The sequence below is a fragment of the Pseudomonas sp. PDM26 genome (assembly GCF_019219185.1).
Classification (GTDB): Bacteria; Pseudomonadota; Gammaproteobacteria; order Pseudomonadales; family Pseudomonadaceae; genus Aquipseudomonas.
In genome coordinates this window covers 184,887-209,556 of the sequence record NZ_JAHUWC010000003.1, presented here as the reverse complement: position 1 = coordinate 209,556, position 24,670 = coordinate 184,887, and the positions used below count along the sequence as shown (strand labels likewise).

At 60.3% G+C, this 24,670-nt stretch carries 20 protein-coding genes and 4 tRNA genes; 5 read left to right on the top strand and 19 right to left on the bottom strand.

The window, feature by feature from the left end:
* Positions 1-6 precede the first annotated feature (6 nt).
* From KW849_RS08000 to leuC, 9 genes are all read right to left on the bottom strand, one after another.
* Complete coding sequence (locus KW849_RS08000; protein ID WP_218428894.1) at positions 7-633, bottom strand: phosphoribosylanthranilate isomerase; 627 nt, start codon at positions 631-633, stop codon at positions 7-9.
* A 63-nt stretch (positions 634-696) separates the two neighbouring features.
* Positions 697-1,521, bottom strand: a complete 825-nt coding sequence (truA, locus tag KW849_RS07995; RefSeq protein WP_218429137.1) for a tRNA pseudouridine(38-40) synthase TruA — start codon at positions 1,519-1,521, stop codon at positions 697-699.
* A gap of 295 nt (positions 1,522-1,816) precedes the next feature.
* Complete coding sequence (locus KW849_RS07990; RefSeq protein WP_218428893.1) at positions 1,817-4,420, bottom strand: FimV/HubP family polar landmark protein; 2,604 nt, start codon at positions 4,418-4,420, stop codon at positions 1,817-1,819.
* Between the two features lie 128 nt (positions 4,421-4,548).
* Positions 4,549-5,559: an aspartate-semialdehyde dehydrogenase gene (locus tag KW849_RS07985; RefSeq protein WP_218428892.1), complete on the bottom strand. Its 1,011-nt coding sequence runs from the start codon at positions 5,557-5,559 to the stop codon at positions 4,549-4,551.
* Positions 5,560-5,738: 179 nt separating this feature from the next.
* A complete protein-coding gene (gene asd, locus KW849_RS07980) occupies positions 5,739-6,851 on the bottom strand; it encodes an aspartate-semialdehyde dehydrogenase (RefSeq protein WP_008075929.1) in 1,113 nt (370 codons plus the stop codon).
* A gap of 66 nt (positions 6,852-6,917) precedes the next feature.
* Positions 6,918-8,000 (bottom strand): 3-isopropylmalate dehydrogenase, encoded by a 1,083-nt coding sequence (gene leuB / locus KW849_RS07975; protein ID WP_108217787.1) that lies wholly within the window; start codon positions 7,998-8,000, stop codon positions 6,918-6,920.
* A 65-nt stretch (positions 8,001-8,065) separates the two neighbouring features.
* On the bottom strand, positions 8,066-8,833 hold the full coding sequence (locus tag KW849_RS07970; protein WP_218428891.1) for a class I SAM-dependent methyltransferase: 768 nt from the start codon (positions 8,831-8,833) through the stop codon (positions 8,066-8,068).
* A gap of 136 nt (positions 8,834-8,969) precedes the next feature.
* Positions 8,970-9,614, bottom strand: a complete 645-nt coding sequence (gene leuD / locus KW849_RS07965) for a 3-isopropylmalate dehydratase small subunit (RefSeq protein WP_157711688.1) — start codon at positions 9,612-9,614, stop codon at positions 8,970-8,972.
* 11 nt (positions 9,615-9,625) lie between these two features.
* Positions 9,626-11,044, bottom strand: coding sequence for a 3-isopropylmalate dehydratase large subunit (gene leuC, locus KW849_RS07960; protein ID WP_218428890.1), 1,419 nt, complete (start codon positions 11,042-11,044; stop codon positions 9,626-9,628).
* 148 nt (positions 11,045-11,192) lie between these two features.
* Here leuC and KW849_RS07955 point away from each other — a divergent pair, with 148 nt between their 5' ends.
* From KW849_RS07955 to KW849_RS07935, 5 genes are all read left to right on the top strand, one after another.
* Positions 11,193-12,083 (top strand): LysR family transcriptional regulator, encoded by an 891-nt coding sequence (locus KW849_RS07955; protein WP_046038174.1) that lies wholly within the window; start codon positions 11,193-11,195, stop codon positions 12,081-12,083.
* 67 nt (positions 12,084-12,150) lie between these two features.
* On the top strand, positions 12,151-15,429 hold the full coding sequence (locus tag KW849_RS07950) for a PAS domain S-box protein (protein WP_218428889.1): 3,279 nt from the start codon (positions 12,151-12,153) through the stop codon (positions 15,427-15,429).
* A 295-nt stretch (positions 15,430-15,724) separates the two neighbouring features.
* Complete coding sequence (locus KW849_RS07945) at positions 15,725-17,188, top strand: PAAR domain-containing protein (protein ID WP_218428888.1); 1,464 nt, start codon at positions 15,725-15,727, stop codon at positions 17,186-17,188.
* Positions 17,185-17,796, top strand: coding sequence for a hypothetical protein (locus tag KW849_RS07940; protein WP_218428887.1), 612 nt, complete (start codon positions 17,185-17,187; stop codon positions 17,794-17,796). Before KW849_RS07945 ends, KW849_RS07940 begins: the two co-directional genes overlap by 4 nt.
* Entirely contained in the window at positions 17,793-18,407 is a 615-nt protein-coding gene (locus KW849_RS07935; RefSeq protein WP_218428886.1) for a hypothetical protein, read from the top strand. Before KW849_RS07940 ends, KW849_RS07935 begins: the two co-directional genes overlap by 4 nt.
* Before the next feature lie 114 nt (positions 18,408-18,521).
* Here KW849_RS07935 and KW849_RS07930 read toward each other — a convergent pair whose 3' ends face one another.
* The 10 genes from KW849_RS07930 to gltX form a co-directional block, all read right to left on the bottom strand.
* Positions 18,522-18,968, bottom strand: coding sequence for an Hsp20 family protein (locus KW849_RS07930; protein WP_108217792.1), 447 nt, complete (start codon positions 18,966-18,968; stop codon positions 18,522-18,524).
* A 130-nt stretch (positions 18,969-19,098) separates the two neighbouring features.
* Positions 19,099-20,058, bottom strand: a complete 960-nt coding sequence (locus KW849_RS07925) for a tRNA-dihydrouridine synthase (RefSeq protein WP_108217793.1) — start codon at positions 20,056-20,058, stop codon at positions 19,099-19,101.
* A 172-nt stretch (positions 20,059-20,230) separates the two neighbouring features.
* The gene (locus tag KW849_RS07920) at positions 20,231-20,668 is read right to left on the bottom strand and encodes a thioesterase family protein (protein ID WP_218428885.1); all 438 of its coding nucleotides are present in this window, start codon (positions 20,666-20,668) and stop codon (positions 20,231-20,233) included.
* A gap of 49 nt (positions 20,669-20,717) precedes the next feature.
* Positions 20,718-21,551: an alpha/beta fold hydrolase gene (locus KW849_RS07915; protein WP_108217795.1), complete on the bottom strand. Its 834-nt coding sequence runs from the start codon at positions 21,549-21,551 to the stop codon at positions 20,718-20,720.
* Between the two features lie 29 nt (positions 21,552-21,580).
* The gene (locus KW849_RS07910) at positions 21,581-22,120 is read right to left on the bottom strand and encodes a TetR/AcrR family transcriptional regulator (protein ID WP_218428884.1); all 540 of its coding nucleotides are present in this window, start codon (positions 22,118-22,120) and stop codon (positions 21,581-21,583) included.
* Positions 22,121-22,304: 184 nt separating this feature from the next.
* Positions 22,305-22,380 (bottom strand) — tRNA-Glu (locus KW849_RS07905).
* Positions 22,381-22,460: 80 nt separating this feature from the next.
* Positions 22,461-22,536: transfer RNA gene (locus tag KW849_RS07900), tRNA-Ala, on the bottom strand.
* A gap of 53 nt (positions 22,537-22,589) precedes the next feature.
* A tRNA-Glu gene (locus tag KW849_RS07895) sits at positions 22,590-22,665 on the bottom strand.
* Between the two features lie 79 nt (positions 22,666-22,744).
* Positions 22,745-22,820 (bottom strand) — tRNA-Ala (locus KW849_RS07890).
* A 258-nt stretch (positions 22,821-23,078) separates the two neighbouring features.
* Positions 23,079-24,560 (bottom strand): glutamate--tRNA ligase, encoded by a 1,482-nt coding sequence (gene gltX, locus KW849_RS07885; RefSeq protein ID WP_108217797.1) that lies wholly within the window; start codon positions 24,558-24,560, stop codon positions 23,079-23,081.
* Between the last annotated feature and the right edge of the window lie 110 nt (positions 24,561-24,670).

The following is a 24,670-nucleotide window of genomic DNA, read 5'->3' as shown; positions in this document are numbered from 1 at the left end:
GTCACATCAACAGGTGCTACCACGTACCGCTTTGATAAATGCCTGAATCTTTGCGTGATCCTTGATGCCCTTGCTCGCCTCTACCCCGCCGCTGACATCCACGGCATAAGGCCGGACGCGCGCAACCGCTTCGGCGACGTTATCCGGCGTCAGACCGCCCGCCAGAATGATCGGCTTGCTCAGGCCTTGCGGTATCAGTGACCAGTCAAATGCCTCGCCGGTTCCTCCGGGAACGCCTTCGACATAGGTATCGAGCAAGATCCCGCTGGCACTGGCATAGGCATCACAGGCCGCGGCGATGTCATCACCCGCCTTGACCCGCAGCGCCTTGATGTACGGGCGATGCCAACCTTCGCACTCGGCCGCGCTTTCATCGCCGTGAAATTGCAGCAGGTCCAGGGGCACCGCGTCGAGAATCTCACCCAGTTCGCAACGGCTCGCATTGACGAACAAGCCCACGGTGGTCACGAACGGCGGCAGCGCCTTGATGATCGAGCGCGCCTGCTGGAACGTCACCGCACGGGGGCTTTTGGCGTAGAACACGAATCCGATGGCATCCGCCCCGGCCTCGACGGCTGCCAACGCATCCTCTATGCGGGTAATCCCACAGATCTTGCTGCGAACGGCTGACATGTCGACACAACTCCAAGACAAATCCGGGAAAGTCCCGGATGGTAACAAAAGCATTCGAGGGCGTCAGCCGCCAAGTTCCGAGAAACCGGTCAGGAAGTGTGGACCGATGTAACGCTCGGGCAATTGGAACTCGTCACGGTATTCGACCTGCACCAGATACAACCCGAACGGATGCGCCGTCACGCCACCGGTCCGGCGAATCCGGCTCTCCAGCACCTCTTTCATCCACTCCACCGGACGCTCACCGGCACCAATGGTCATCAGCACGCCGGCAATGTTGCGCACCATGTGATGCAGGAAGGCGCTGGCGCGAATATCCAGCACGATCATCTTGCCGTGACGGGTGACGCGCAGGTGGTGCAGCTCCTTGATCGGCGACTTGGCCTGGCACTGACCGGCGCGAAAAGCGCTGAAATCATGGGTGCCGAGCAGGTACTGGGCGGCCTCGGCCATGCGCTCGACGTCCAGCGGACGGTGATTCCAGGTCACTTCTTCGTTCAGGTGCGCCGGGCGGATCTGATCGTTGTAGATCACATAGCGATAACGCCGGGCGATGGCCTTGAACCGTGCATGGAAATGCGCCGGCATGACCTTGGCCCAACTGACACTGACGTCGTGGGGCAAGTTGATGTTCGCGCCCATGGTCCAGGCCTTCATCGAACGCTCGACCCGGGTGTCGAAATGCACCACCTGTCCGCAGGCATGCACCCCGGCATCGGTACGCCCGGCGCACATCAGCGAAACGGGTGAATCGGCGACTTTGGACAAGGCGTTTTCGAGGGTTTCCTGCACGGTGAGCACCCCGGACGCCTGGCGCTGCCAGCCGCGGTAGCGCGAGCCCTTGTATTCGACGCCCAGCGCGATGCGGAAAAAGCCGTCGGCAGCCATTTCGGCGGCCGGGTTATCTATATTTGCCAAGGAGGGACAGCCTGCTGATGTACCAAAGGCGGGCATTATAAGGCCGCCGGGCGGGGATGCCAGAGGGATCTCCATTGACTGCACCGGCCCTTTCGCGGGCAAGCCCGCTCCTACAGTGATTTATGTCGCCCACAGAACCCTGTAGGAGCGGGCTTGGTCCGGGCGGCGATCCGACGAAAGCAATTTCACAGTCACCAACGCACACCAGCCAAACAAAAACGGCAGCCTCAATGGGCTGCCGCTCTTTTTACAACCTACCAATCACTCAAGCCAGGCGCGAAAGCATTTCCTCGGCTTCGCTCTTCTGCTCGGCACTGCCTTCGCTCACCACCTCATTGAGGATGTCGCGAGCGCCATCGCTGTCGCCCATGTCGATATAGGCCTGAGCCAGATCGAGCTTGGTGGCGGCTTCGTCAGTGCCCGAGAGGAAGTCGAAGTCATCATCGTCACCCAGTGCGGCATCCGCTTCGGTGAAGGTCGGCTCGCCGATGCTGCTGGACAAGCTCTCCAGTTCGGCGTTGACATCATCCAGCTCTGCCGCGAACGCGTCCGGTGCGTTCATTTCATCGGCCAGTGACAGATCGAAATCGGCCGGCAAATCCAGATCATCCAGCGCGACCTCAGGAACAGCCGGGGTTTCGGCGACCGGAAAATCCTTCACGCCTTCGTCCAGATCCAGCAGGAAATCGTCTTCAGCCAGTATCGCCGGCAACGGTTCTGCGCCGAGATCCAGGTCCAGGTCGAAGTCCGACAGATCGTCGAGGTTTTCCTTGATTTCAGTCTGCTGCTGCAACACCGACTCAAAACTCAGATCGTCATCCAGCGGGAATTCGTCCAGGTCTGCCAGCGCCGCCACTTCAGGCTCCGGCGCAGGTGCAGGCGCCACAGGCGTGATCGCGTCCAGATCATCCAGGCTCAGGTCGAAGGCGCTGTCGAGATCATCCCCGAACGTCGCTGGTTCTGGCTCTGGCGCCGGCGCTTGCGGCTCATCGAGCAACAGATCCTTGACGTATTGCGCATCCAGCTCGGCGGCAACGGCGGCTGCGGCGATGCCACCGGCAGCCACCAGCGCCATGGCCGGGAAACGGCTTTTGAGTTTTTCAACCTTGGCGAAGTTGTCGCCATTGGCCACCAACTGACGCTCCTGGCCGACGAACGCATCGCGATCGCCTTGCTGTCCGTAGACCTCCATCAGTTTCAAGCGCAAATCGCTGCGCTGAGGCTCTTGCTTGACGCCATCCTCCAGCAACGCGGCAGCCTGGTTCAAGCGACCGGCATTGATGTGCGACTGAGCCTGGCTCAACACATCATCGGAACGCTCGGCAGCCGGCGCCACCAATGGCGCGGCAATCGGCGTGGTCATCACGACCGGAGCGACTACCGGCGCTGGCGCGGGAGCAGGCGTCGGAGCAGTCGCCAGCTTCGCGCTCGGCAGTGGAACTTCCAGGCCTTCGAAGCTGCTTTCCGGCAAGTCGAAATCGGCCGAGAACGGCTGTTCTTCAGCCAAGGCACGGGCCATGCGCATATGCTTTTCGGCTTCTTGCCGGGCTTTGCGGCGGCGCGCCAGCAACAGCAGCAAGAGCAGCAGAATCACCGCACCGCCACCCACCAGGCCCAGCAGCACCGGATTGGTCAGCAACTCATTGAACTTCTGATCGTCGGACGTCGCTGGTGTCGCCTCAAGGGGCTGCCCGGCCGGCGCTGGAGCTGCCTCGGGCGCTGGCGCAGTGTCAGCCGGAGCAGGCGCTGCCCCCGGGTTGGCAGCCAGTTCGGCCGACATTGCCGGAGCCGTCGCAGCAGCTGGGGCGCCATTTGCGCCCTCGACCTGCAACTTGGCCAATTGGTTGTTCTTCAGCTCGATCAGGCGCTGCAGCTTGTCCACCTGGCTTTGCAGGTCGGCCATGCGGCTTTTCAGTTCGGCGTTATCACGACGACTGGTGTCGAGGCTTTCCTGGGTCACCGCCAGCTTGTTGCTGAGGGCCCGGGCATCGCCGGCAGGTCCTTTGCCACGGTTCTTGCCGGACTCGGCAGAAACCAGGCTCAGTTTGTCGGTGGCGGCTTGAGCCGGAGCACCATCGGTGCGTGCGCGGTTGGTGGCGTCGAGCTGTTGCTCTCCTGCCCCGGGTTTCGCCACATAACGACGACCCTGACGCCAGGCCTTGTTTTGCGCGGCCACTTCGGCAATGGCCTTGGGTTGCGGCAGGCCGGCGCTTTGCGCCTGGTCCGGCAGGCGCAGCACCAGGCCGGTTTTCAAGCGGTTGATATTGCCGTCAATGAAGGCGTCCGGGTTCAGCGCCTGGATGGCGAGCATGGTTTGCTGGATCGATCCGCCATTACGCGCCTTCGCGGCGATTTCCCACAGGGTATCGCGCGGTGTGGTGGTGTATTGGGACGCTTTGGTCGCACCGGTGACGGGCGCGGCAACCGTTGACGTTGGTTGCGCCGCCGCTTCAGCGGTCTGCGGCGAGAATTTGGACGGATCGAGCAGCACACTGTAGTCGCGCAGCAAACGACCGTTCGGCCACATGACCTGAACCAGGAATTTCACCATGGGTTCGGAGAGTGGCTTGCTGGAGGTCACGCGCAGGATGCTTTTGCCGCTGGCGTTTAGCACCGGGGTGAAGGTCAAGTCGTTCAGAAACGCTTGGCGGTCGACACCGGCCTTGGCGAAGTCGTCTGGTGAAGCCAGGCTCGGCACCACTTCGGCAGCGGTGAGATCCTTGACATCGAGCAGCTCGATTTCCGCTACCAATGGCTGGTTGAGCGTCGATTTCAGGGTCAACTCCCCGAGCCCGAGGGCATGCGCCATACCGGAGGACAGCGCCGAGGCGGCCGCTATTGCTAACACCAGTTTGCGAACTTGAACCATTAGCTCTTCCTTAGTTTGAACATTCCTCGGCCAGCGAGAAGATATTGATAGTCGCTGCCGTAAGGCATTGCGCGCAACGGCGAGGGTCGTCGCGCGTAATCATTCGACAAATTGTTGCAAAGTATCTTTTACAGCAGGTCTTTAAGCAACAACTCGGCCAGCTGCACCGCGTTGAGCGCGGCGCCTTTGCGTACGTTATCTGACGTCAGCCACACATTAAGTTCCGACGGGTCGTCGATACCCTGGCGAACCCGACCGACGTAGACCACATCCTGCCCTACCGCATCGCCCACCGGGGTCGGGTAATCACCGGCCTCCACCAGCTCGATGCCGGGTGCGTCTTCCAAGGCCGCATTGACTTTCGCCAGGTCGATTTCACTCGCGGACTGCAGGGTCACGCTATAGCTATCGCCAAAAAACACCGGGGCTTGAATGCATGTGACGGAAATCTTCAATGACGGCCGCGCCATGACCTGGCGCAGCTCACGCACCAGGCGCTTTTCCAGCAACGTATGACCTTGCTCATCCGGTTTGCCGACCTGGGCCAACAGGTTGAAGGCCATCTGCCGATCAAAGAATTTCGGCTCCAGCGGCCGCACATTCAGCAGCTCGGCGGTCTGCCGCGCCAGCTCGCTCACGGCTTCGCGGCCCTGGGCCGATACCGCCAGGCTGGCGGTCAGGCTGATGCGCTGTAAATCGAGCAAATCCATGAGCGGCGCGAGCACTACCGCCAGCGTGGTGGCTGACGGACTTGGACTGCTGACCTGAAACGGTTTTTTCAAGCCGCCCAACACCTGAGCGTTGGCCTCAGGCACGACCTGCGGCGCCTTTTCGGCCGGCAAGGCACCGGAGAGATCGATCACCGAGCATCCGGCATCGGTCGCGCGGGAAGCAAAACTCAACGAAACGGCCGGGCCGGCCGCAAAGAAAGCCAATTGCACCTTGCTGAAGTCGAACTCATCGACTTCCCGCACCCGCACGTTCTTGCCGCGAAACGGTACGGAACTGCCAGCCGATTCGCTGCTGGCCAACAAATGAAGGGTGCCGATCGGGAAATCGCGCTCTTCGAGAATCTGCACGAGCGTTTCGCCGACAGTACCGGTGGCGCCGATCACGGCAATATCAATGGACTGGCTCATGGGTTTGACCTCTGGCGAAACGGGGGGAGCGGCACTTTACCGGGTGGGGGGGGATGCAGGCAATTCGGCGGGAGATTTGTGGTGTTCGTGCCGGCCTCATCGCGAGCAAGCTCGCTCCTACAAGGATAAAAAAACCCGCACCTCTCTCAAGGCACGGGTTCTTTCATTGCATCAACCGATCAACGCTCGAGCAGGATCCGCAGCATGCGGCGCAGCGGTTCGGCCGCGCCCCACAGCAACTGGTCGCCAACGGTGAACGCGCCGACGAACTGCGAACCCATGTTCAGCTTGCGCAGACGGCCAACCGGCACGTTCAGGGTACCGGTGACTTTCGTCGGGCTCAGCTCCTGCATGCTGATTTCGCGGTTGTTCGGCACCAGCTTGACCCAAGGGTTGTGCTGGCTGATCAACCCTTCGATATCAGCGATCGGCACGTCTTTGTTCAGCTTGATGGTCAGCGCCTGGCTGTGGCAGCGCATGGCGCCGATGCGCACGCAGATGCCATCGACCGGGATCGGGCTCTTGAAGCGACCGAGGATCTTGTTGGTCTCGGCCTGGGCCTTCCACTCTTCGCGGCTCTGGCCGTTCGGCAGTTCCTTGTCGATCCACGGGATCAGGCTGCCGGCCAGCGGTACGCCGAAGTTTTCGGTCGGGTACGCGTCACTGCGCATGGCTTCGGCAACACGACGGTCGATGTCGAGGATCGCGCTGGCCGGATCGGCCAGTTGATCGGCGACAGCGGCGTGGGTCACCCCCATTTGCTTGATCAGCTCACGCATGTGCTGCGCCCCGCCACCGGAGGCCGCCTGATAGGTCATGGCGCTCATCCACTCCACCAGACCGGCTTCGAACAGGCCACCCAGACCCATCAGCATCAGGCTGACGGTGCAGTTGCCGCCGATGTAGTTCTTGGTGCCCGCGTCCAGCTGCTGGTCGATCACCTTGCGGTTGACCGGGTCCAGAACGATCACCGCGTCATCCTGCATGCGCAGGCTGGAAGCGGCGTCGATCCAGTAACCCTGCCAGCCGGCTTCACGCAGCTTGGGGAAGACTTCGCTGGTGTAGTCGCCACCCTGGCAGGTCAGAATCACGTCGAGGGTTTTCAGCTCTTCAATGCTGTAAGCGTCCTTGAGCGGAGCAATGTCCTTGCCCACGGACGGGCCTTGGCCACCGACATTGGAAGTGGTGAAAAACACCGGCTCGATAAGATCGAAATCCTGCTCTTCCAGCATCCGCTGCATGAGCACGGAACCGACCATACCGCGCCAACCGATCAGACCTACACGTTTCATCGCAACTACACCTTCTTGAAATGTGGACCGCTGCCCTGTCTTGAATTTGGCAGCGGGCCCGAGAGATTACAGATTCCGCAGCGCGGCGACTACTGCGTCACCCATTTCCTGCGTACCGACTTTAGTGCAACCGGCCGACCAGATGTCGCCCGTGCGCAAGCCCTGATCCAGCACCAGGCTCACCGCTTTCTCGATGGCATCGGCTGCAGCCTGCTGGTTGAAGCTGTAACGCAGCATCATCGACACCGACAAAATGGTCGCCAGCGGGTTGGCAATGCCTTTGCCCGCGATGTCCGGCGCCGAACCGTGGCACGGTTCGTACATGCCTTTGTTGTGGGTGTCCAGGGACGCCGACGGCAGCATGCCGATGGAACCGGTGAGCATCGAGGCCTGGTCGGACAGGATGTCGCCGAACATGTTATCGGTGACGATCACGTCGAACTGCTTCGGCGCGCGCACCAGCTGCATGGCGGCGTTGTCGACGTACATGTGGCTCAGTTCGACTTCAGGATAATCCTTGGCCACTTGCTCGACCACTTCACGCCACAGCTGGCTGGAGGCCAGTACGTTGGCCTTGTCTACCGAGCACAGCTTCTTGCCGCGGACCATGGCCATGTCGAAACCGACACGGGCGATACGACGGATTTCGCTTTCGCTGTACGGCAGGGTGTCGTAGGACTGACGCTCGCCGTTTTCCAGAGTGCGGGTGCCACGAGGCGCGCCGAAGTAGATACCGCCGGTCAGCTCGCGCACGATCAGGATGTCCAGCCCGGAAACGATCTCCGGCTTCAGGCTGGAAGCCTCGGCCAGTTGTGGGTACAGGATCGCCGGGCGCAGGTTGCCGAACAGGCCCAGTTGCGCACGGATTTTCAGCAGACCGCGCTCAGGGCGGATGTCACGTTCGATGGCATCCCATTTCGGGCCGCCAACGGCACCCAGCAACACGGCGTCGGCCGCACGGGCACGTTCCAGGGTTTCGTCGGCCAGGGGCACGCCGTGCTTGTCGATGGCAGCGCCGCCGATCACGTCGTGGCTCAGTTCGAAGCCCAGGGCGAACTTGTCACTGGCCAGCTCCAGAACCTTGACCGCTTCGGCCATGATTTCCGGGCCAATACCGTCACCTGGGAGAATCAGAATCTGCTTGCTCATGCTTTCCTCATGTCATCAGTCGGTGCGCCCTGGGGCGCTCCCGGAAAAATTCTATCGCTCAGCGCCTATCGTTCTGCCATCAGTACCAGCACATCCGTACTGAACGAACCATCGGTCTCAATCTCGAAATATTCGCGTACTTCATTGCCCATCGACTGCTGCAACTCGCGGATCGCCGCGCGCATCACTTCAGGTGTGCGCATGCGCTCGACCCAGCTGTTGTACTCCAGACGCAGGCGCTGACGAGTGGTACTGCGGGTGTGCAGCCCCGCCTCGCTGACCTGGCGCAACCACTCGCCGGCGGAATAATCGCGCACATGACTGGTGTCGCGCAGCACTTCGACGCTTTGCAGGTAAGTGTCGAACAGCGGGCTACCCGGTGACAACACGTCGACGAACGCCGCCACACCGCCCGGTTTCAACACCCGGCGCACTTCCCGCAACGCCACGCCCAGATCGCTCCAATGGTGCGCCGAATAACGGCTGAAGACGAAATCGAATTCGCCATCGGCGAACGGCAGCCGCTCGGCGGCACCGTTGACCGTGGACACGTTGCTCAAGCCACGATCGACAGCGGCAGCGGTCACCACGTCGAGCATCTGCTGCGACAGGTCGTAGGCCACCACTTCTTTCACCAATGAGGCTACGTGAAAACTCACGTGGCCGGCACCGCAGCCCAGATCCAGGACCCGGGCATCGCCCTGCCCGGCCAGTTCGGCCTGTAGCAGCGCGAATTCAGTGCCTTGAGCGTGGACGGCGCTGCTCAGGTAGGCCGAAGCCTGTTCACCGAATTGCTTTTGGACTACCTGGGTGTGCTGGGCGGTGCTGGTCATGGGGACTTCCTTTTGGGGATGAGTCTTGTGGTGTTCATTCGGACCTCATCGCCAGCAGGCTCGCTCCTACAGGGGATCGCATTTCAAATGTAGGAGCGAGCCTGCTCGCGATGGCGTCATTACGCCTTACGCAAAATCACGCGTCGCGAAACAACCACGGCTGACTCGCCCGGTGCTTGGCCTCAAACGTCGCAATTGCCTCATGGTCCTGCAAGGTCAGGCCGATATCGTCCAGGCCGTTGAGCAGGCAATGCTTGCGGAAGGCATCGATTTCGAAGCTCAGCACCTTACCGTCAGGGCGGGTCACGGTCTGGGCTTGCAGATCGACCTGCAACTGATAGCCCGGATTGGCCTCGACCTGCTGGAACAGCTCATCGACTTCGGCATCGCTCAAGATGATCGGCAGCAAGCCGTTCTTGAAGCTGTTGTTGAAGAAGATGTCGGCATAGCTCGGCGCGATGATGCTGCGGAAACCGTACTCTTCCAGCGCCCACGGCGCGTGCTCGCGGCTGGAGCCGCAACCGAAGTTCTCTCGGGCCAGCAACACGCTGGCGCCCTGGTAGCGCTCGGCGTTGAGGACGAAGTCCTTGTTCAGCGGGCGCTTGGAGTTGTCCTGATAAGGCTGGCCCACATCCAGGTAACGCCATTCATCGAACAGGTTCGGGCCAAAACCCGTGCGCTTGATCGACTTCAAGAACTGCTTCGGGATGATCTGGTCGGTGTCGACGTTGGCACGATCCAAAGGCGCGACAAGTCCAGTGTGCTGGGTAAAAGCTTTCATGCTGTGCTCCTTCAGATCAATTCACGGACGTCGATGAAACGACCGTTCACCGCGGCTGCGGCGGCCATGGCCGGGCTGACGAGGTGAGTACGGCCACCGGCGCCCTGACGGCCTTCGAAGTTACGGTTGGAGGTCGAAGCGCAATGCTCGCCGGACTCCAAACGGTCCGGGTTCATCGCCAGGCACATCGAGCAACCCGGCTCGCGCCATTCGAAACCGGCCTCGAGGAAAATCTTGTCCAGGCCTTCCGCTTCGGCCTGGGCCTTCACCAGACCCGAGCCCGGCACGACGATGGCCTGCTTGATGGTCGAGGCCACTTTGCGGCCCTTGGCGATCACGGCCGCCGCACGCAAGTCTTCGATCCGCGAGTTGGTGCAGGAACCGATGAACACGCGGTCGAGTTGAATGTCGGTGATCGCCTGGTTGGCGGTCAAACCCATGTATTTCAAGGCACGGACGATGGAGTCGCGCTTGACCAGGTCCATTTCCTTGGCAGGATCCGGCACGTTCTGATCAACCGCCAATACCATTTCCGGCGAGGTGCCCCAACTGACTTGTGGCTTGATATCGGCTGCATCGAGTTCGACAACAGTGTCGAAGACAGCGTCGACATCGGAAACCAGGTCTTTCCAGGCTTCAACGGCCAGGTCCCATTCCGCGCCTTTCGGGGCGAAAGGACGGCCCTTGACGTAAGCCACGGTTTTTTCGTCCGCAGCCACCAGGCCTACGCGAGCGCCGGCCTCGATGGACATGTTGCAGATGGTCATGCGGCCTTCGACGGACAGGTCGCGAATCGCGCTGCCGGCGAATTCGATAGCGTGGCCGTTACCGCCGGCGGTGCCGATCTTGCCGATCACGGCAAGCACGATGTCCTTGGCGGTGACGCCGAACGGCAACTGGCCTTCGACCGTTACCCGCATATTTTTCATTTTCTTGGCGACCAGGCACTGGGTGGCGAGCACATGCTCGACCTCGGACGTACCGATACCGTGAGCCAATGCGCCGAATGCGCCGTGGGTCGAGGTGTGGGAGTCACCGCAGACCACGGTCATGCCCGGCAAGGTTGCGCCCTGCTCTGGGCCGATGACGTGGACGATGCCCTGGCGAACGTCGTTCATCTTGAACTCGACGATGCCGTATTCATCGCAGTTGTCGTCGAGGGTCTGCACTTGCAGACGCGAGACCTGGTCAACGATGGCGTCGATGCCGCCCTTGCGCTCCGGCGTGGTCGGTACGTTGTGGTCCGGGGTCGCGATATTGGCATCGATGCGCCATGGCTTGCGCCCGGCCAGACGCAGGCCTTCGAAGGCTTGCGGCGAGGTCACTTCGTGGATGATGTGACGGTCGATGTAGATCAGCGCAGAGCCATCGTCGCGCTGCTTGACCAAATGCGAATCCCAGAGCTTGTCGTAGAGCGTTTTGCCGGCCATCAGACGGTTCCTCATCAGCTTGTTTCTATGCCCCGGATCTTGAAAGTTTTCAATAACCCTCTGGCTTGTGAGGCTGATCCTATGGGGTTACATTAAATAACTCAAATTCATATTTTTTATGCTTTGGATAACCAACTGGAATACAACCATGGACCTGGCCAACCTCAATGCCTTTATTGCCATCGCCGAGACCGGAAGTTTCTCCGGTGCCGGCGAACGGCTGCACCTGACCCAACCGGCCATCAGCAAACGCATCGCCGGGCTGGAGCAGCAATTGAAGGTGCGGCTGTTCGATCGCCTGGGTCGTGAGGTGAGCCTGACCGAGGCCGGGCGCGCCCTGCTGCCGCGGGCCTACCAGATTCTCAATGTCCTCGATGATACGCGCCGCGCCTTGACCAACCTCACGGGCGAGGTGACCGGCCGTCTGACCCTGGCCACCAGTCACCATATCGGCCTGCACCGTTTGCCGCCCTTATTAAGGGAGTTCACCCGACGCTACCCACAGGTGGCGCTGGATATTCAGTTCCTCGATTCGGAAGTGGCCTACGAGGAAATTCTCCATGGCCGCGCCGAACTGGCGGTCATCACCCTGGCACCGGAACCCCATGCGCTGGTCAAGGCCACCCCGGTGTGGGACGACCCGCTGGATTTCGTGGTCGCCCCGGAGCATTCACTGCTCAATAACGGCAAGGTCAGCCTGGCGGACATCGCCCGGCACCCGGCGGTCTTCCCCGGCGGCAATACCTTTACCCACCACATTGTGCAACGGCTGTTCGAAGCCCAGGGCCTGACGCCAAACATCGCCATGAGCACCAACTATCTGGAAACCATCAAGATGATGGTCTCGATTGGCCTCGCCTGGAGCGTTTTGCCGCGCACCATGCTCGATGACCAGGTAGCACGCATACCTTTGCCGGGCATACAGCTCACTCGCCAGCTAGGCTATATCCTGCACACGGAAAGGACGCTGTCGAATGCTGCACGGGCCTTCATGGCCTTGCTGGACGCTCAACTCGATCCGCCAGGGACTCAAGGCTAACTTGTGCTACTCCTATAGAGCCGAGAATTCCTGCAACAAACGCCCAAACTCAGCCCAAGGCTTGCCAATGCCGAAATCTGTAGACCGTATTCCGCCGATGCCGCGAATTCAGGCACTTGATCCGAAAAGCTCCGAGCAGAGCTGGGAAAGTGCCTCGCAATTACTGGCCGCGCTCAACGGTGCGCGCCTGGGCGCCTGGTATTGGGACATCGAGCGCGGGCAGATCAGCTGGTCCCGGGGCACGCAGGCGCTGTTCGGCTTCGATCCCCGGCAACCGCTGCCACGGGATCTGGAATACCTCGACCTGCTGCCCCCGGAAGATCGCGCGAAAACCCTTCGCGCCTTCCACGCGGTCATCGCTGGCGCGCCCCTGGAGCAAGCGATGCATCACCGCATCCGCTGGCCCGATGGCAGCCTGCACTGGCTGGAAATCAACGGCAGCCTGTTGCCGGACAAGCACGGCAGGCCACGGATGATCGGCGTGATCCGCGAGATTACCCACCAGCGCCAGCGCGAACAGGCGTTGAGCAGCTCGGAAAAACGCTTCGCCACCCTGTTCCACCTGTGCCCGAACATGGTCCTGCTGACCCGCCAGGAGGACGGCCTGATCTCCGAAGCCAACCAGCATTTCGAAAGCCTGTTCGGTTGGCCGGTGCAAAACGCGATCGGCCGCACCACGCTGGAGCTGGGGCTGTGGGTGTATCCCGAGCAACGGGCCGACCTGGTCAGGGCCACCAAGGCCAAAGGCGACCTGGTGAGCATGGAAGTGCAGTTTCGCGCCAGCAATGGCCAGATCCATGACGGTATCCTCAGCGCGCAAAAAGTCGAGCTCGAAGGCCAGCCCTATCTACTGAGCACGTTCCTGGACACCACCGAACGCAAAGTCGCCGAACATGCCCTCAAGGACAGCCAGGAACGCCTCGACCTGGCCCTGGACTCCGCTCAGCTCGGTACCTGGGACTGGCACATCCCCAGCGGCATGCTCTACGGATCGGCAAGGGCCGCCCAACTGCACGGCCTGGACGCCAAACCCTTTCACGAGTCCTTCGACGAGTTTTTCGAAGGCGTGCCCGGCGAAGAACGCGACACCATGCGCGACGCTTACCGCAGCCTGCGTGAAGGCCCGGCCGGCAACTATCAATTGACCTACCGCGTGCAAATGCCTGACGGCAGCTCGCGCTACCTGGAAAGCCGCGCCCGCCTCTACCGCGATGACAACGGAGTGCCGGTGCGCATGGCCGGCACATTGCTCGACATCACCGACCAGGTGGAGCGCGAACAACGGCTGGTGGCCTCCGAAGAGAAATTCGCCACGCTGTTCCAGGTCAGCCCCGATCCGATCTGCGTCACCCACCAGGACAGCGGCCAGTTCATTGAAATCAACTCCAGCTTCACCCAGACCTTCGGCTGGAGCACCGCCGATGTGATCGGCCGCAGCGCCGACGAAATAGGCCTGTGGGACGCTTCAGCGAAAAGTCTGCGACGGATCGAACAAGTGATCCGCGAACAAGGCCTGAACAACGTCGCCATTCTCGTCCAGCACAAGGACGGACAGGTCCTGACTTGCGTGATTTCCAGCCGCCAGATCAGCGTCGGCGACCAGCCCTGCATCGTCACCACGCTGCGCGATATCACCCAGCAACAGCGCTCGGAAGCGGCGCTCAAGGCCAGTGAAGAGAAATTCGCCAAGGCGTTCCACTCCAGCCCCGACGCCATCACCATCACCGAGCGCGACACCGGGCGCTATCTGGAGGTCAACGACGGCTTCTGCCGCCTGACCGGCTACCGCGCCGAAGAAGTGGTGGGTCGCACGGTGTATCAGGTGGGGATTTGGGCTGAAGAAAAACAACGCTCGGCGCTGCTGGCGGAACTGCAGATCAAGGGCCGGGTTCATCACCAGGAAATGCTCGGACGCAACAAGCGCGGCGAACTGCTCACCGTCGAAGTCTCGGTGGAGCCGATCACCCTCAATGAAACCGCCTGCCTGCTGTTGACCGCGAGAGACGTCAGCCTGCTGAAAAACGCCGAAGCGCAGATTCGCCACCTGGCCTACCACGACTCACTGACCAACCTGCCCAATCGGGCATTACTGATGGACCGCCTGAGCCAGCAGATCGCCCTGCTCAAACGGCATAACCTGCGCGGCGCGCTGATGTTCCTCGACCTCGACCATTTCAAGCACATCAACGACTCCCTCGGGCATCCGGTGGGCGATACCGTGCTGAAAATCATCACCGCGCGCCTGGAGGCCAGCGTGCGCATGGAAGACACCGTTGCGCGTCTGGGCGGTGACGAATTCGTAATACTGCTCAGCGGCCTCGAAGGCTCGCGCAGCGAGGTCAGCGATCAGGTTCGCGAACTGGCCGACACCATCCGCGAACTGCTGTCCGAACCGATGTTCCTCGACGGCCAGCGCCTGCAAGTGACGCCAAGCATCGGCATTGCGCTGATCCCCGATCACGGTTCGACCCCGACCGACCTGCTCAAGCGCGCCGACATCGCGCTCTATCGCGCCAAGGACTCGGGGCGCAATACCGCGCAGATGTACCACAACACCATGCAAAAGGCCGCGAGCGAACGCCTGCGCATGGAAACCGACTTGCGCCTGGCGCTTTCCCGGGGTGAGTTTCGCGTGCATTACCAACCCCAGGTCGACGCCCGGGGCGACCGCATCGTCGGTGCCGAGGCCCTGGTGCGCTGGAATCATCCGGAGCTCGGCAGGCAGTCGCCCACCGAGTTCATCAAGGTGCTGGAAGACAGCGGACTGATCCTGGAGGTCGGTACCTGGATCCTCGACGAAGCCTGCCAGGCCTTCAAACAACTGATCGACAAAGGCTTGGTGGACCCGTACAAATTCAGCTTGTGCGTGAACATCAGCCCGCGCCAGTTCCGCCAGAACGACTTCGTCGAGCGCATCGAAAACAGCCTGTCCAGCTATGGCCTGCCCTGCTCCCTGTTGAAGCTGGAAATCACCGAAGGCATCGTCATCCAGAACCTGGAAGACACCATCAGCAAAATGCGCCGCCTGAAAAAACTCGGTGTGAGCTTCGCCATGGACGACTTCGGCACCGGCTATTCCTCGCTGACCTACCTCAAGCGCTTGCCGGTCGACACCCTGAAAATCGACCAGTCCTTCATCCGCGACGCCACCAGCGACCCGAACGACGCCGAGATCATCCGCGCCATCGTCGCCATGGCCCACAGCCTGGACTTGAAAGTGATTGCCGAAGGGGTCGAAACAGCAGAGCAGCTGGAGTTCTTGCGGGGGTTGGACTGTCACTTCTACCAAGGGTATTTGCACAGTCAACCGTTGCCGGTGGAAGAGTTTCAAAAACTCTTGAAATAACACTACCCCTGTAGGAGTGAGCCTGCTCGCGATGCACGCGAACGATTACGCGTGCGAGTTGGAAAAATACGGTTTCCTTCAAACTTATCGCCGGAAGACCGTAGCAGAAAGCCACTGATTCTCCATTTCCTACACCCATCTCGGAAACATCCCATTTACGTTTATTTCCCCCGCGTTAACCCTGTGCGTCGCACTTTGTCATGCCTCCATTTTCACTCGGGGCAGGCGCAAATTGCTCGTAGGCGGGCGCACTGGAGCGGCTCGCTCAAGTCGCGAAAAGACAGGAGTTAGTGCAATGGCAAAGGGATATTTCATTCGCAAGGGTGACAAGACCAGCTGCGGCGGCGAGGTGCTGGACGGCGATACCCGCATCACGGTGTTTGGCTTCGCCCATGCTCGTGCAGGGGACCCGGTGTCCTGCGGCAAGGACAACAAAACCTACGAAATCGAGGGTGGCGTTTCATTCATGGACAGTCACGGCAGGCTCGTGGCCGGCTCATTGGACAGTGCTAGCAGTTGTCCCTGCAAAGCCACGCTGGAGCCTTCGATTTTCATCACCAGTTATATCTCGAAGGTTGCTTCAGCGCCCCCCGCCGCCAGGGCCGTCCCGCAACCCGCGACAGCTCCTGCCCCCGGCCATCCGGTCACGGCTCGCCGGTCCGGGTCTGCTGCGACAGCGAAGACTGCCACGCCGACCTTCAGCGAACGGCCGGGAACGGCCTGCGAGAACCTCTGGCGCGGCTACCAGCAACGGGTCGAAAACGTCGTGGCGCCGGGCGGCCAGCTGATCACCGACCCCAAGGCACGCAACAAGGCGATCAATGCCGCCTACGCCCAGCTGTGGCGCCACGATCCGCGTTTCCAGTGGGCGGGGCTTGCGGCCTTTGCCTCGAAACAGGTCGGCTGCGGCCTGCTGCACGCGGCCGAGTCGATCGACAAGATGCAGGCTGAAAAAGAGGCGATGCAGCAGTTGAGGGACAGCGCCAGGCAAGGACTGGTGGGTTTGCTCAGCCCGAGTGAGCGGGAAAAGCGGGCGACGATAAAGGAGTATGAACAGCGCCAACGCGACTACGAACAGGCCAACCGTGACAACCCGGTGTGGGGCTTCACCCATTGGGGGGTCGACAGTGCGCTGCCCCTAGCGCAACGGATGTACCGGTTCGTGCACGAGATGCTGGCGATGGGCAATACCACGCTGTTCCTGGATGTGTACCCGTTGCATGTGTTCTATGCGGAGCGGGGGTTGGAGGCGTTGAAGGTTTGCCTGGAATCACGGAAGAACATCTATGGCACTGGTGAGCATCCGGTGCTGTGGCCGGTGGGGCAGGAAACGCTGAAGTTCGGGACTGAACACGATGAAATCCTGCAAGCCTTCGAGGCCATAGAGACTGACAACATCGCCGAAAGCGTTGAGCACCTGGCTTGGCACGAACAGAAAAATATCTTGCAACCCGCGATGTATAGCGACTGGCGGCTCAATTCGTTGCTGCTCGGCAACCATTTTTCTTACGTCATCGGTATCCCGTCCGGTGCTGCTGAGGCCGTTGAACTAACCCTGGCCAGTCAGTGCCGCCGCATTGATGACGGACGCACTATTGGGTTTGGCAACAACCCCGTTGCGGATCTGTCCGACATTCGTCAGCGCATGCCATTCGTACTCAGGGCTGCGGCGCAGTTTGACAAGCTTTTAAAGGGCAGCAATCGCCATCAAATGGAGCAAGCGATTAAGGATATCGCCGCTGGACTAGGCGTGAGATGAGCCTGCTTCGACGTACAGGCTGGCAACGAGCCTGGTCGATTATTGTCACGCTCCTGGCAGTCGTAGTTCTCCGTGCTTGCGCAAGTGAACCGGAAATCGCACTGGTGATTGGTGAGCCTTGGGAAACCATGAGAGAACGCTCCAGTGCGGCCATTGATCCAGCCATCCCTGGGCATTTCTGGGGTAGATTGCCAAAGTCGGATGCTCGCCTTCGTCTTGCTGACCCTCAATATGGCTTTATAACTCCACTAGCGCGCTACTTCACCATTAGCTTCAAAGGTGATGAGTCAGTCAATGTTGTCCATATGTCTCCGCAAGTCGAGCCCCTGCTGCTAGACGATACGCTCAAGGTCGTGCTGGACCTACAGGAGCAATGGCGCAAGGGTGGCTGGACGCCGAATCGGGTCAGGGAGTTTCCATCGTTCGCCGATACGCCCCAATGGCGCGCCCAACTGCGGGACGTCAACAAAGGCGGCACTGCCTACTGGCTTGCAAGCGACAAGTATCAAGTGATGCTGGTGGTTAATCGCTTTAAGGATAAAAAACGCCCCACAGAAGAGCGTTATCTCATCACGCTGGAGCTTAGTAAGTCACGGGGCGTGCGATGAGTTTGATGCATCGCGTGGGGTGGCGACGTGGTGTCGTGGTGCTCGCAGTCGCGGCTCTCCTGACAGCAGCGGCGATTCAAGTCCTGTCGGATGAGCCGGAAATCGCCCTACTCATTGGCGAGCCTTACGAGCTTATGCGCCAGCGCTCTAGTGCTGTCATCGGTCCGGCTATTCCCGGACAGGTGTCGTTCAACATTCCAAAGACTGATGCCCGTCTGCTTTTCCTGGATCCCGAGTACGGGTTTGTAACCCCGCTAGCCACATTTTTTACGATTATTTATAACAAAGAGAAGATCATCAGTGTCCGCATGTCCCCGCAAATCGAGCCACTACTACTCGACGACACCTTCAAGGTCATACTGGATCTGCAAGAGCAATGGCGTAAAGCCGGCTGGGTACCCATCCGGGTCAAGGACTTCCCATCGTTCGCCGACACCCCGCAATGGCGAGCCCAACTGCGCGATGTCAACAAAGGCGGTACAGCCTACTGGCGAGCGGGTGACAAGTACCAACTGATGCTGGTGGTCAGTCGCTTCAGGGACAAAAAGCGTCCCATCGAGGAACGCTACCTCATCGCATTGGGAATCCACCGATCACGGGGCGTGCAATGATTATTTTTCAGTGCATGGGGCTGGACTTGAGTCAAAAAAAGACCCCGACAAGTCGGGGTCTTTTAATTTCGGCCGGCTACCTGATCAATCACACGACCCGGCTTCGGGCTCGACTCAGTGTTGCAGAGCCTTCTTCTGCGTGCCGTTGATCGGGATGCGCTTGGCTTTCGCCTCTTCCGGTACCACTCGCAGCAGGTCGATGCTCAACAGACCGTTGCTCAGGCCGGCAGCCTTGATCTCGATGTGGTCCGCCAGCCGGAAGGACAGTTTGAAGGCACGTTGCGCAATGCCCTGATACAGATAAGTGACGTCTTCGTTCGCATCGCGTTTACCGCCACTGATCGTCAGCACACCCTTCTCGACTTCGAGTTCCAGATCTTCTTCCTGGAAACCTGCCGCGGCAATGACGATGCGGTATAGATCGTCGCCGTGTTTCTCCACGTTATAGGGTGGATAGCTGCTGCCTGGCTCGTTGCGCAGGGCGGTCTCGAACAGATCGTTGAAACGGTCGAAACCTACCGAGGAACGGAACAGTGGGGCCAGGGAAAATGTAGTAGCCATGATTCAAATCTCCTGAAAACAATCAGCAAGGTTTTTTGTCTCCGCGACCCGAATTCGGCATCGCGTAATCCTTAAATAGGGACCGCTGATTGCATTTCAAGAGATTTTTTTCAGCTTTTTTTAAAAAATTTCAGGCCGCTTCCGCCACGGGCAGACCCAGCAAATGCGAGACATTATCCAGCTCGGTCTCACGGCGCAGCACGGTGAAAAGCTCTACTGCCTCGGGATAATTGCGGGTCAGCATCGCCAGCCATTGCTTCAGGCGACCCGGCGACTGGCGTGGCGTCATCTGCGCCTTGGCTTGCAGCCAGAAGTCCTGGATCAGTGGCAGCAACTCGGCCCAGGTCATCTCGACCACCTCCTCCCCGGCCCGCGCCGCGGCGATCTGCCGGGCGAGATCCGGGCGCGAAACCAGGCCACGACCGAGCATGATGTCTTCCACGCCACTGATCTCGCGGCAACGCCGCCAGTCTTCGACGCTCCAGATGTCGCCGTTGGCGAACACCGGCACCTTGACCACGTCCTGCACGCGAGGGATCCACTCCCAGTGCGCAGGCGGCTTGTAGCCGTCGACCTTGGTCCGCGCGTGCACCACGATGTGTTCGGCGCCGCCTTCGGCCAGGGCCGTGGCGCACACCAGCGAACCGTCCGGGCTGTCGAAACCCAGGCGCATCTTGGCGGTGACCGGAATGTGCGCGGGGACGGCGCGGCGGACGTGTTCGACGATCTGGTTGAGCAGCTCGGGTTCCTTGAGCAGTACCGCGCCGCCACGGGACTTGTTGACGGTCTTGGCCGGGCAGCCGAAGTTCAGGTCGATCACTTCAGAACCCAGCTCGCAGGCCAGCGCGGCATTTTCCGCCAGGCACACCGGATCGGAACCGAGCAGTTGCACACGCAGCGGCACACCGGAGGCCGTCCGGGCACCGTTGAGCAACTCCGGGCCGAACTTGTGGAAATAGGCAGGTGTCAGCAACTGGTCGTTGACCCGAATGAACTCGGTCACGCACCAGTCAATACCACCCACGCGGGTCAGCACATCGCGCAGGATGTCGTCGACCAACCCCTCCATGGGCGCCAAGGCAATTTGCATGAAAAACACACTCGAGGAAAAACGTGCGGCAGTTTACTGGGTTTCAGCAATGAAAAGGTAAACCCCCGTAGGAGCTGCCGAAGGCTGCGATCTTTTGATTTTGCTTTTTCTGGGCTTGCTGAAAATCAAGATCAAAAGATCGCAGCCTGCGGCAGCTCCTACAAGGATCGTGTCAGGCCGGGATTTGCAATGCCGGGCCATAGCCCTCGATGAACTCCGCCGGCATGCGCTTGGGTTTTCCGCTCGACAGCTCGATACAGACGAAGGTGGTTTGCGCGCGCAGCAAGGTCGAATTGTCGGCGGGTCGCTTCAACTGGAAATGCCGGATCATTCTCAGGCGCTGATCCCAATCGACAATCCAGGTCGCCAATTGCAGCTCATCGCCTTCATAGGCTGCCGCCAGGTAATCGATCTCGTGGCGCACCACTGCCATTGCCCGATCCAGCCGCCGGTATTCGACCAGGTCCAGGCCAAGGCGTTGGGAGTGGCGCCAGGCACAGCGTTCGAGCCAGGTCACGTAGACCGCGTTGTTCGCGTGCCCTAACCCGTCAATGTCCTCGGCGTCCACTTGCAGATCAATGATAAATGGCGTTTCCCGATCCCAGCCCATGCCCGACTCCCTGGTCAGATAATTTCGACCAGGGCAGTGTAACGGATGCTCAAGCGGATTGGCGCGATTGCAGACGGCGACCGGCCAGCAGTGATAACACGCCATCAATCACCCGAGGGTCAGCCAGCACCCGCTGATGCCCACCCTCTTGCAGGCGCAGCAAACGGCTGTCGAACCAGGCTTCGTGGATCAGCTGAGACTCCTTGACCGAGACCATGCTGTCATCTTCGGCGTGGACGATCAGGCCAGGCATATCCAGCTGATAGTGAGCGACATCCAGCGTCGCAGCGCGCATGCCGACGTCTTGCTCGACCTGGCGAATGAACGCCGAACGGGCTTTCGGTGGCAGTCCGACGTAGCGGGCGAATCCACGCAACACACCCAGAATCCGCGCCGGGGCGGCGATGCTGACCAGGGTTTCCGTGCGCAGGCCCAACTGCACCGCCAGCATGGCGCTGGCGCCCCCCATGGAGTGGCCGATGACTGCTTGCAGTGGCGGCAATTCGGCGGCGGCTTCGAGCATGGCACGCGCAAAGAGCACCACATTCGCCTCGCTGCCCGGCGAGCGGCCGTGAGCCGGACCATCCAGCGCGACCACGGAGTAACCGGCATCGACCAACGCCGTGATCAGACTGGCGAACTGCGTTGGCCGCCCTTCCCAACCGTGCATCAGCAACACGGCCGGGCCTTGCCCCCAACGCAACGCCGAGAGGCCGAAACGCAAGGTGATCCGCTCGGACTTCGCCAACAGCGGCAGCTCCCAGTCACGGGGCGGCAGATCCCGCGGTGTCATGAAGGCCAGTCGCATTTTGCTAGCGACCAGTTTCGGGGCAAACCAGCCCAAGGTGCCATTAACGCCACGAACCCACTTTAACGCGCTCATCGCATTCTCCTCAGGCCGCAGCCCTCAGGTCAACGCACTGCCGATTTGGCGGCACGCAGTAATCGATCGGACAACTCTCCCGGCCCCAGCGCCCGCGCCAGAGCCAGCCCACCCACCATCAAGGCCATGTCGGCCAGGGCTTTTTCGGTTTCTTCAGGACTGGCCGCCAACTGCGCGACCATCATTTCGACGTGTTCATTCAATGCGATACGAAACGCTTCCGGCAGCCGCCCCAGCTCACCGACCGATGCCGGGATCGGGCACGCCGATTCAGAGGAATCACGGTGCTTGCGCGACAGGTAAAACGCTGCCACCAGAGTGCGGCGCTCTTCGCCGGTCAATTCCTTGTCCATGTCGGCAATCAGGTCGCGGCGGTGACCGAGCAGTTGCTTGAACGCCTCCAGCATCATCGCGTCCTTGCTTTCGAAGTGTGCGTAGAAGCCGCCGACCGTCAGGCCCGCCGCACCCATCACTTCGCCCACGCTTGGCTCGGCCGGGCCGCGCTGAATCAGCGCTGCGCTGGCAGCCTTGAGGATGCGTTCGCGGGTTTGAGCTTTTTTATCGTTCATCGTCGCCTCCGAATATTACGATTGAAATATTATTCTCATAATAAATTTTAGCAAGTCATGGGTGTGACCGCTGGTCTGAAGAACTGTTTTTTTGGAAATGGAGGAATTTGGCCAAACGCCAGACAAACAAAAGGGCCATTCAATAATTGAATGACCCTTATAAATCCCGCAGAGCGGGTAATCGTGGCGTCCCCTAGGGGACTCGAACCCCTGTTACCGCCGTGAAAGGGCGGTGTCCTAGGCCACTAGACGAAGGGGACACAAACCCTTCTATACAACTGATCAGTGCTGAGAGCTGATCGATTCAAGGCCGGTGTGGCCAGACCTTGAACTGTAAAATTGGTGGAGCTAAGCGGGATCGAACCGCTGACCTCCTGCATGCCATGCAGGCGCTCTCCCAGCTGAGCTATAGCCCCGGATTTTTCGCCTCGCGGCGGAGCGACATCTTGCAACATCGCTTCTGTAAAACTGGCGTCCCCTAGGGGACTCGAACCCCTGTTACCGCCGTGAAAGGGCGGTGTCCTAGGCCACTAGACGAAGGGGACGCAAACCCTTCTGTACAACTGATCAACGCTGAGTGTTGATCGCTTCAAGGCCGGTGTGGCCAGGCCTTGAAGTGTAAATTGGTGGAGCTAGACGGGATCGAACCGTCGACCTCTTGCATGCCATGCAAGCGCTCTCCCAGCTGAGCTATAGCCCCTCATCGTTGATGTCATCGCTGAGGACGGGGCGAATCTTAAGGGCGTATCGAAAGTCTGTCAAACTTATTTTTCAAAAAATTTAAAGTTTTTTGCCGACATAACAATCACTTACCGCCCTCGCCCCGAAAAATCGGGAGGTTTTCACAGAACGCGGACCTGTAGGAGCTGCCGCAGACTGCGATCTTTTGACGTTGGCTTTCAGAAGCAAGATCAAAAGATCTCAGCCTGCGGCAGCTCCTACACAAGGTCAAATGCTCTTAGGCGATAGCGCCCAACAGCTTTTCCCACTCCTTGTTTTCTTTCTTCGACACGCCGCCCAGCAGATCGATCGCCTGGCGCAGACGGAAACGGGTCAGGTCCGGCCCGAGGATTTCCATCGCATCGAGCACCGACACCGAGCTGGCTTGCCCTGTGATCGCGGCGAACATCAGCGGCATGGCGTCACGCAGCTTCAACTCCAGGGACTCGACCACCGCCTGAATGGTCGCGGTGATGCTGTCCTTCTCCCACTGACGCAGGCTTTCGAGTTTCCACAGGATCAACTGCATCAACTGGCGGACCTGATCGCCCGACAGCTTCTTCGATTCGAACAGTTTGACATCCGGATTCACGCCACCGGCAAAGAAGAACCCCGCCAGCGGTGCCACCTGGCTGAAGGTTTCGACGCGGCCCTGCACGTGCGGTGCGATCTTCATCATGTATTCGGAATTGAACGCCCACTTCTGCACACGCGCGGCGAACTCTTCCACCGGCAGGTCACGCAACCACTGACCGTTGAGCCAGGACAGTTTCTCGATATCGAAGATCGGCCCGCCGAGGGACACACGCTTGAGGTCGAAGTTGTCGACCATTTCCTGCAGCGAGAACTTCTCGCGCTCGTCCGGCATCGACCAGCCCATGCGCCCCAGGTAGTTAAGCATCGCTTCGGGCATGAAGCCCATGCGCTCGTAGAACGTCACCGAAGTCGGGTTCTTGCGCTTGGACAGCTTGCTCTTGTCCGGGTTACGCAGCAGCGGCATGTAGCACAGCTCCGGTTGTTCCCAGCCGAAGTACTCGTAAAGCAGAATCAGCTTCGGTGCCGATGGCAGCCACTCTTCGCCGCGCAATACATGGGTGATGCCCATCAGGTGATCGTCGACCACGTTGGCCAGGAAGTACGTCGGCAGGCCGTCGGTCTTCATCAGGACTTGCATGTCCATGCGGTCCCACGGGATTTCAACGTCGCCGCGCAGCATGTCCGGCACTACGCAGACGCCTTCGCTCGGTACTTTCATGCGGATAACGTGGGGCTCACCAGCCGCCAGGCGACGGGCGACTTCTTCCTTGGACAGCAGCAGCGCGCGGCCGTCGTAGCGCGGGGTTTCGCCACGGGCCATCTGCTCGGCGCGCATCTGGTCCAGTTCTTCGGCGGTGCAGAAGCACGGGAACGCATGGCCCAGGTCGACCAGTTGCTGGCAATACTTCTGATAAATATCGCCGCGCTCGCTTTGACGGTATGGACCATGCGGGCCACCGACGTCAGGGCCTTCGCTCCATTCGATGCCGAGCCAGCGCAAGGCGTCGAAAATCTGCTGTTCGGACTCGCGGGTCGAACGCAGTTGGTCGGTGTCTTCGATCCGCAGGATGAACTCACCGCCGTGCTGCTTGGCAAAGCAGTAGTTGAACAAGGCGATGTAAGCGGTACCTACGTGGGGATCCCCGGTAGGCGATGGCGCGATGCGAGTGCGGACGGTGGTCATGGCATGTCTCGAAAAGAAAAAAGCAAAGTTCAAACAAGGCGCGAATGGTAACAGGCGACACCCACCCGGCTCCAGCGAACAGGGCATTTAAGCCAAGGTTGCGGCTGTAA

Bases quoted from the DNA above. Each gene is read 5' to 3' on its own strand.
- KW849_RS08000 (WP_218428894.1), bottom strand. From the start codon at position 633: ATGTCAGCCGTTCGCAGCAAGATCTGTGGGATTACCCGCATAGAGGAT.
- truA (WP_218429137.1), bottom strand. From the start codon at position 1,521: ATGGCTGCCGACGGCTTTTTCCGCATCGCGCTGGGCGTCGAATACAAG.
- KW849_RS07990 (WP_218428893.1), bottom strand. From the start codon at position 4,420: ATGGTTCAAGTTCGCAAACTGGTGTTAGCAATAGCGGCCGCCTCGGCG.
- KW849_RS07985 (WP_218428892.1), bottom strand. From the start codon at position 5,559: ATGAGCCAGTCCATTGATATTGCCGTGATCGGCGCCACCGGTACTGTC.
- asd (WP_008075929.1), bottom strand. From the start codon at position 6,851: ATGAAACGTGTAGGTCTGATCGGTTGGCGCGGTATGGTCGGTTCCGTG.
- leuB (WP_108217787.1), bottom strand. From the start codon at position 8,000: ATGAGCAAGCAGATTCTGATTCTCCCAGGTGACGGTATTGGCCCGGAA.
- KW849_RS07970 (WP_218428891.1), bottom strand. From the start codon at position 8,833: ATGACCAGCACCGCCCAGCACACCCAGGTAGTCCAAAAGCAATTCGGT.
- leuD (WP_157711688.1), bottom strand. From the start codon at position 9,614: ATGAAAGCTTTTACCCAGCACACTGGACTTGTCGCGCCTTTGGATCGT.
- leuC (WP_218428890.1), bottom strand. From the start codon at position 11,044: ATGGCCGGCAAAACGCTCTACGACAAGCTCTGGGATTCGCATTTGGTC.
- KW849_RS07955 (WP_046038174.1), top strand. From the start codon at position 11,193: ATGGACCTGGCCAACCTCAATGCCTTTATTGCCATCGCCGAGACCGGA.
- KW849_RS07950 (WP_218428889.1), top strand. From the start codon at position 12,151: ATGCCGAAATCTGTAGACCGTATTCCGCCGATGCCGCGAATTCAGGCA.
- KW849_RS07945 (WP_218428888.1), top strand. From the start codon at position 15,725: ATGGCAAAGGGATATTTCATTCGCAAGGGTGACAAGACCAGCTGCGGC.
- KW849_RS07940 (WP_218428887.1), top strand. From the start codon at position 17,185: ATGAGCCTGCTTCGACGTACAGGCTGGCAACGAGCCTGGTCGATTATT.
- KW849_RS07935 (WP_218428886.1), top strand. From the start codon at position 17,793: ATGAGTTTGATGCATCGCGTGGGGTGGCGACGTGGTGTCGTGGTGCTC.
- KW849_RS07930 (WP_108217792.1), bottom strand. From the start codon at position 18,968: ATGGCTACTACATTTTCCCTGGCCCCACTGTTCCGTTCCTCGGTAGGT.
- KW849_RS07925 (WP_108217793.1), bottom strand. From the start codon at position 20,058: ATGCAAATTGCCTTGGCGCCCATGGAGGGGTTGGTCGACGACATCCTG.
- KW849_RS07920 (WP_218428885.1), bottom strand. From the start codon at position 20,668: ATGGGCTGGGATCGGGAAACGCCATTTATCATTGATCTGCAAGTGGAC.
- KW849_RS07915 (WP_108217795.1), bottom strand. From the start codon at position 21,551: ATGAGCGCGTTAAAGTGGGTTCGTGGCGTTAATGGCACCTTGGGCTGG.
- KW849_RS07910 (WP_218428884.1), bottom strand. From the start codon at position 22,120: ATGAACGATAAAAAAGCTCAAACCCGCGAACGCATCCTCAAGGCTGCC.
- gltX (WP_108217797.1), bottom strand. From the start codon at position 24,560: ATGACCACCGTCCGCACTCGCATCGCGCCATCGCCTACCGGGGATCCC.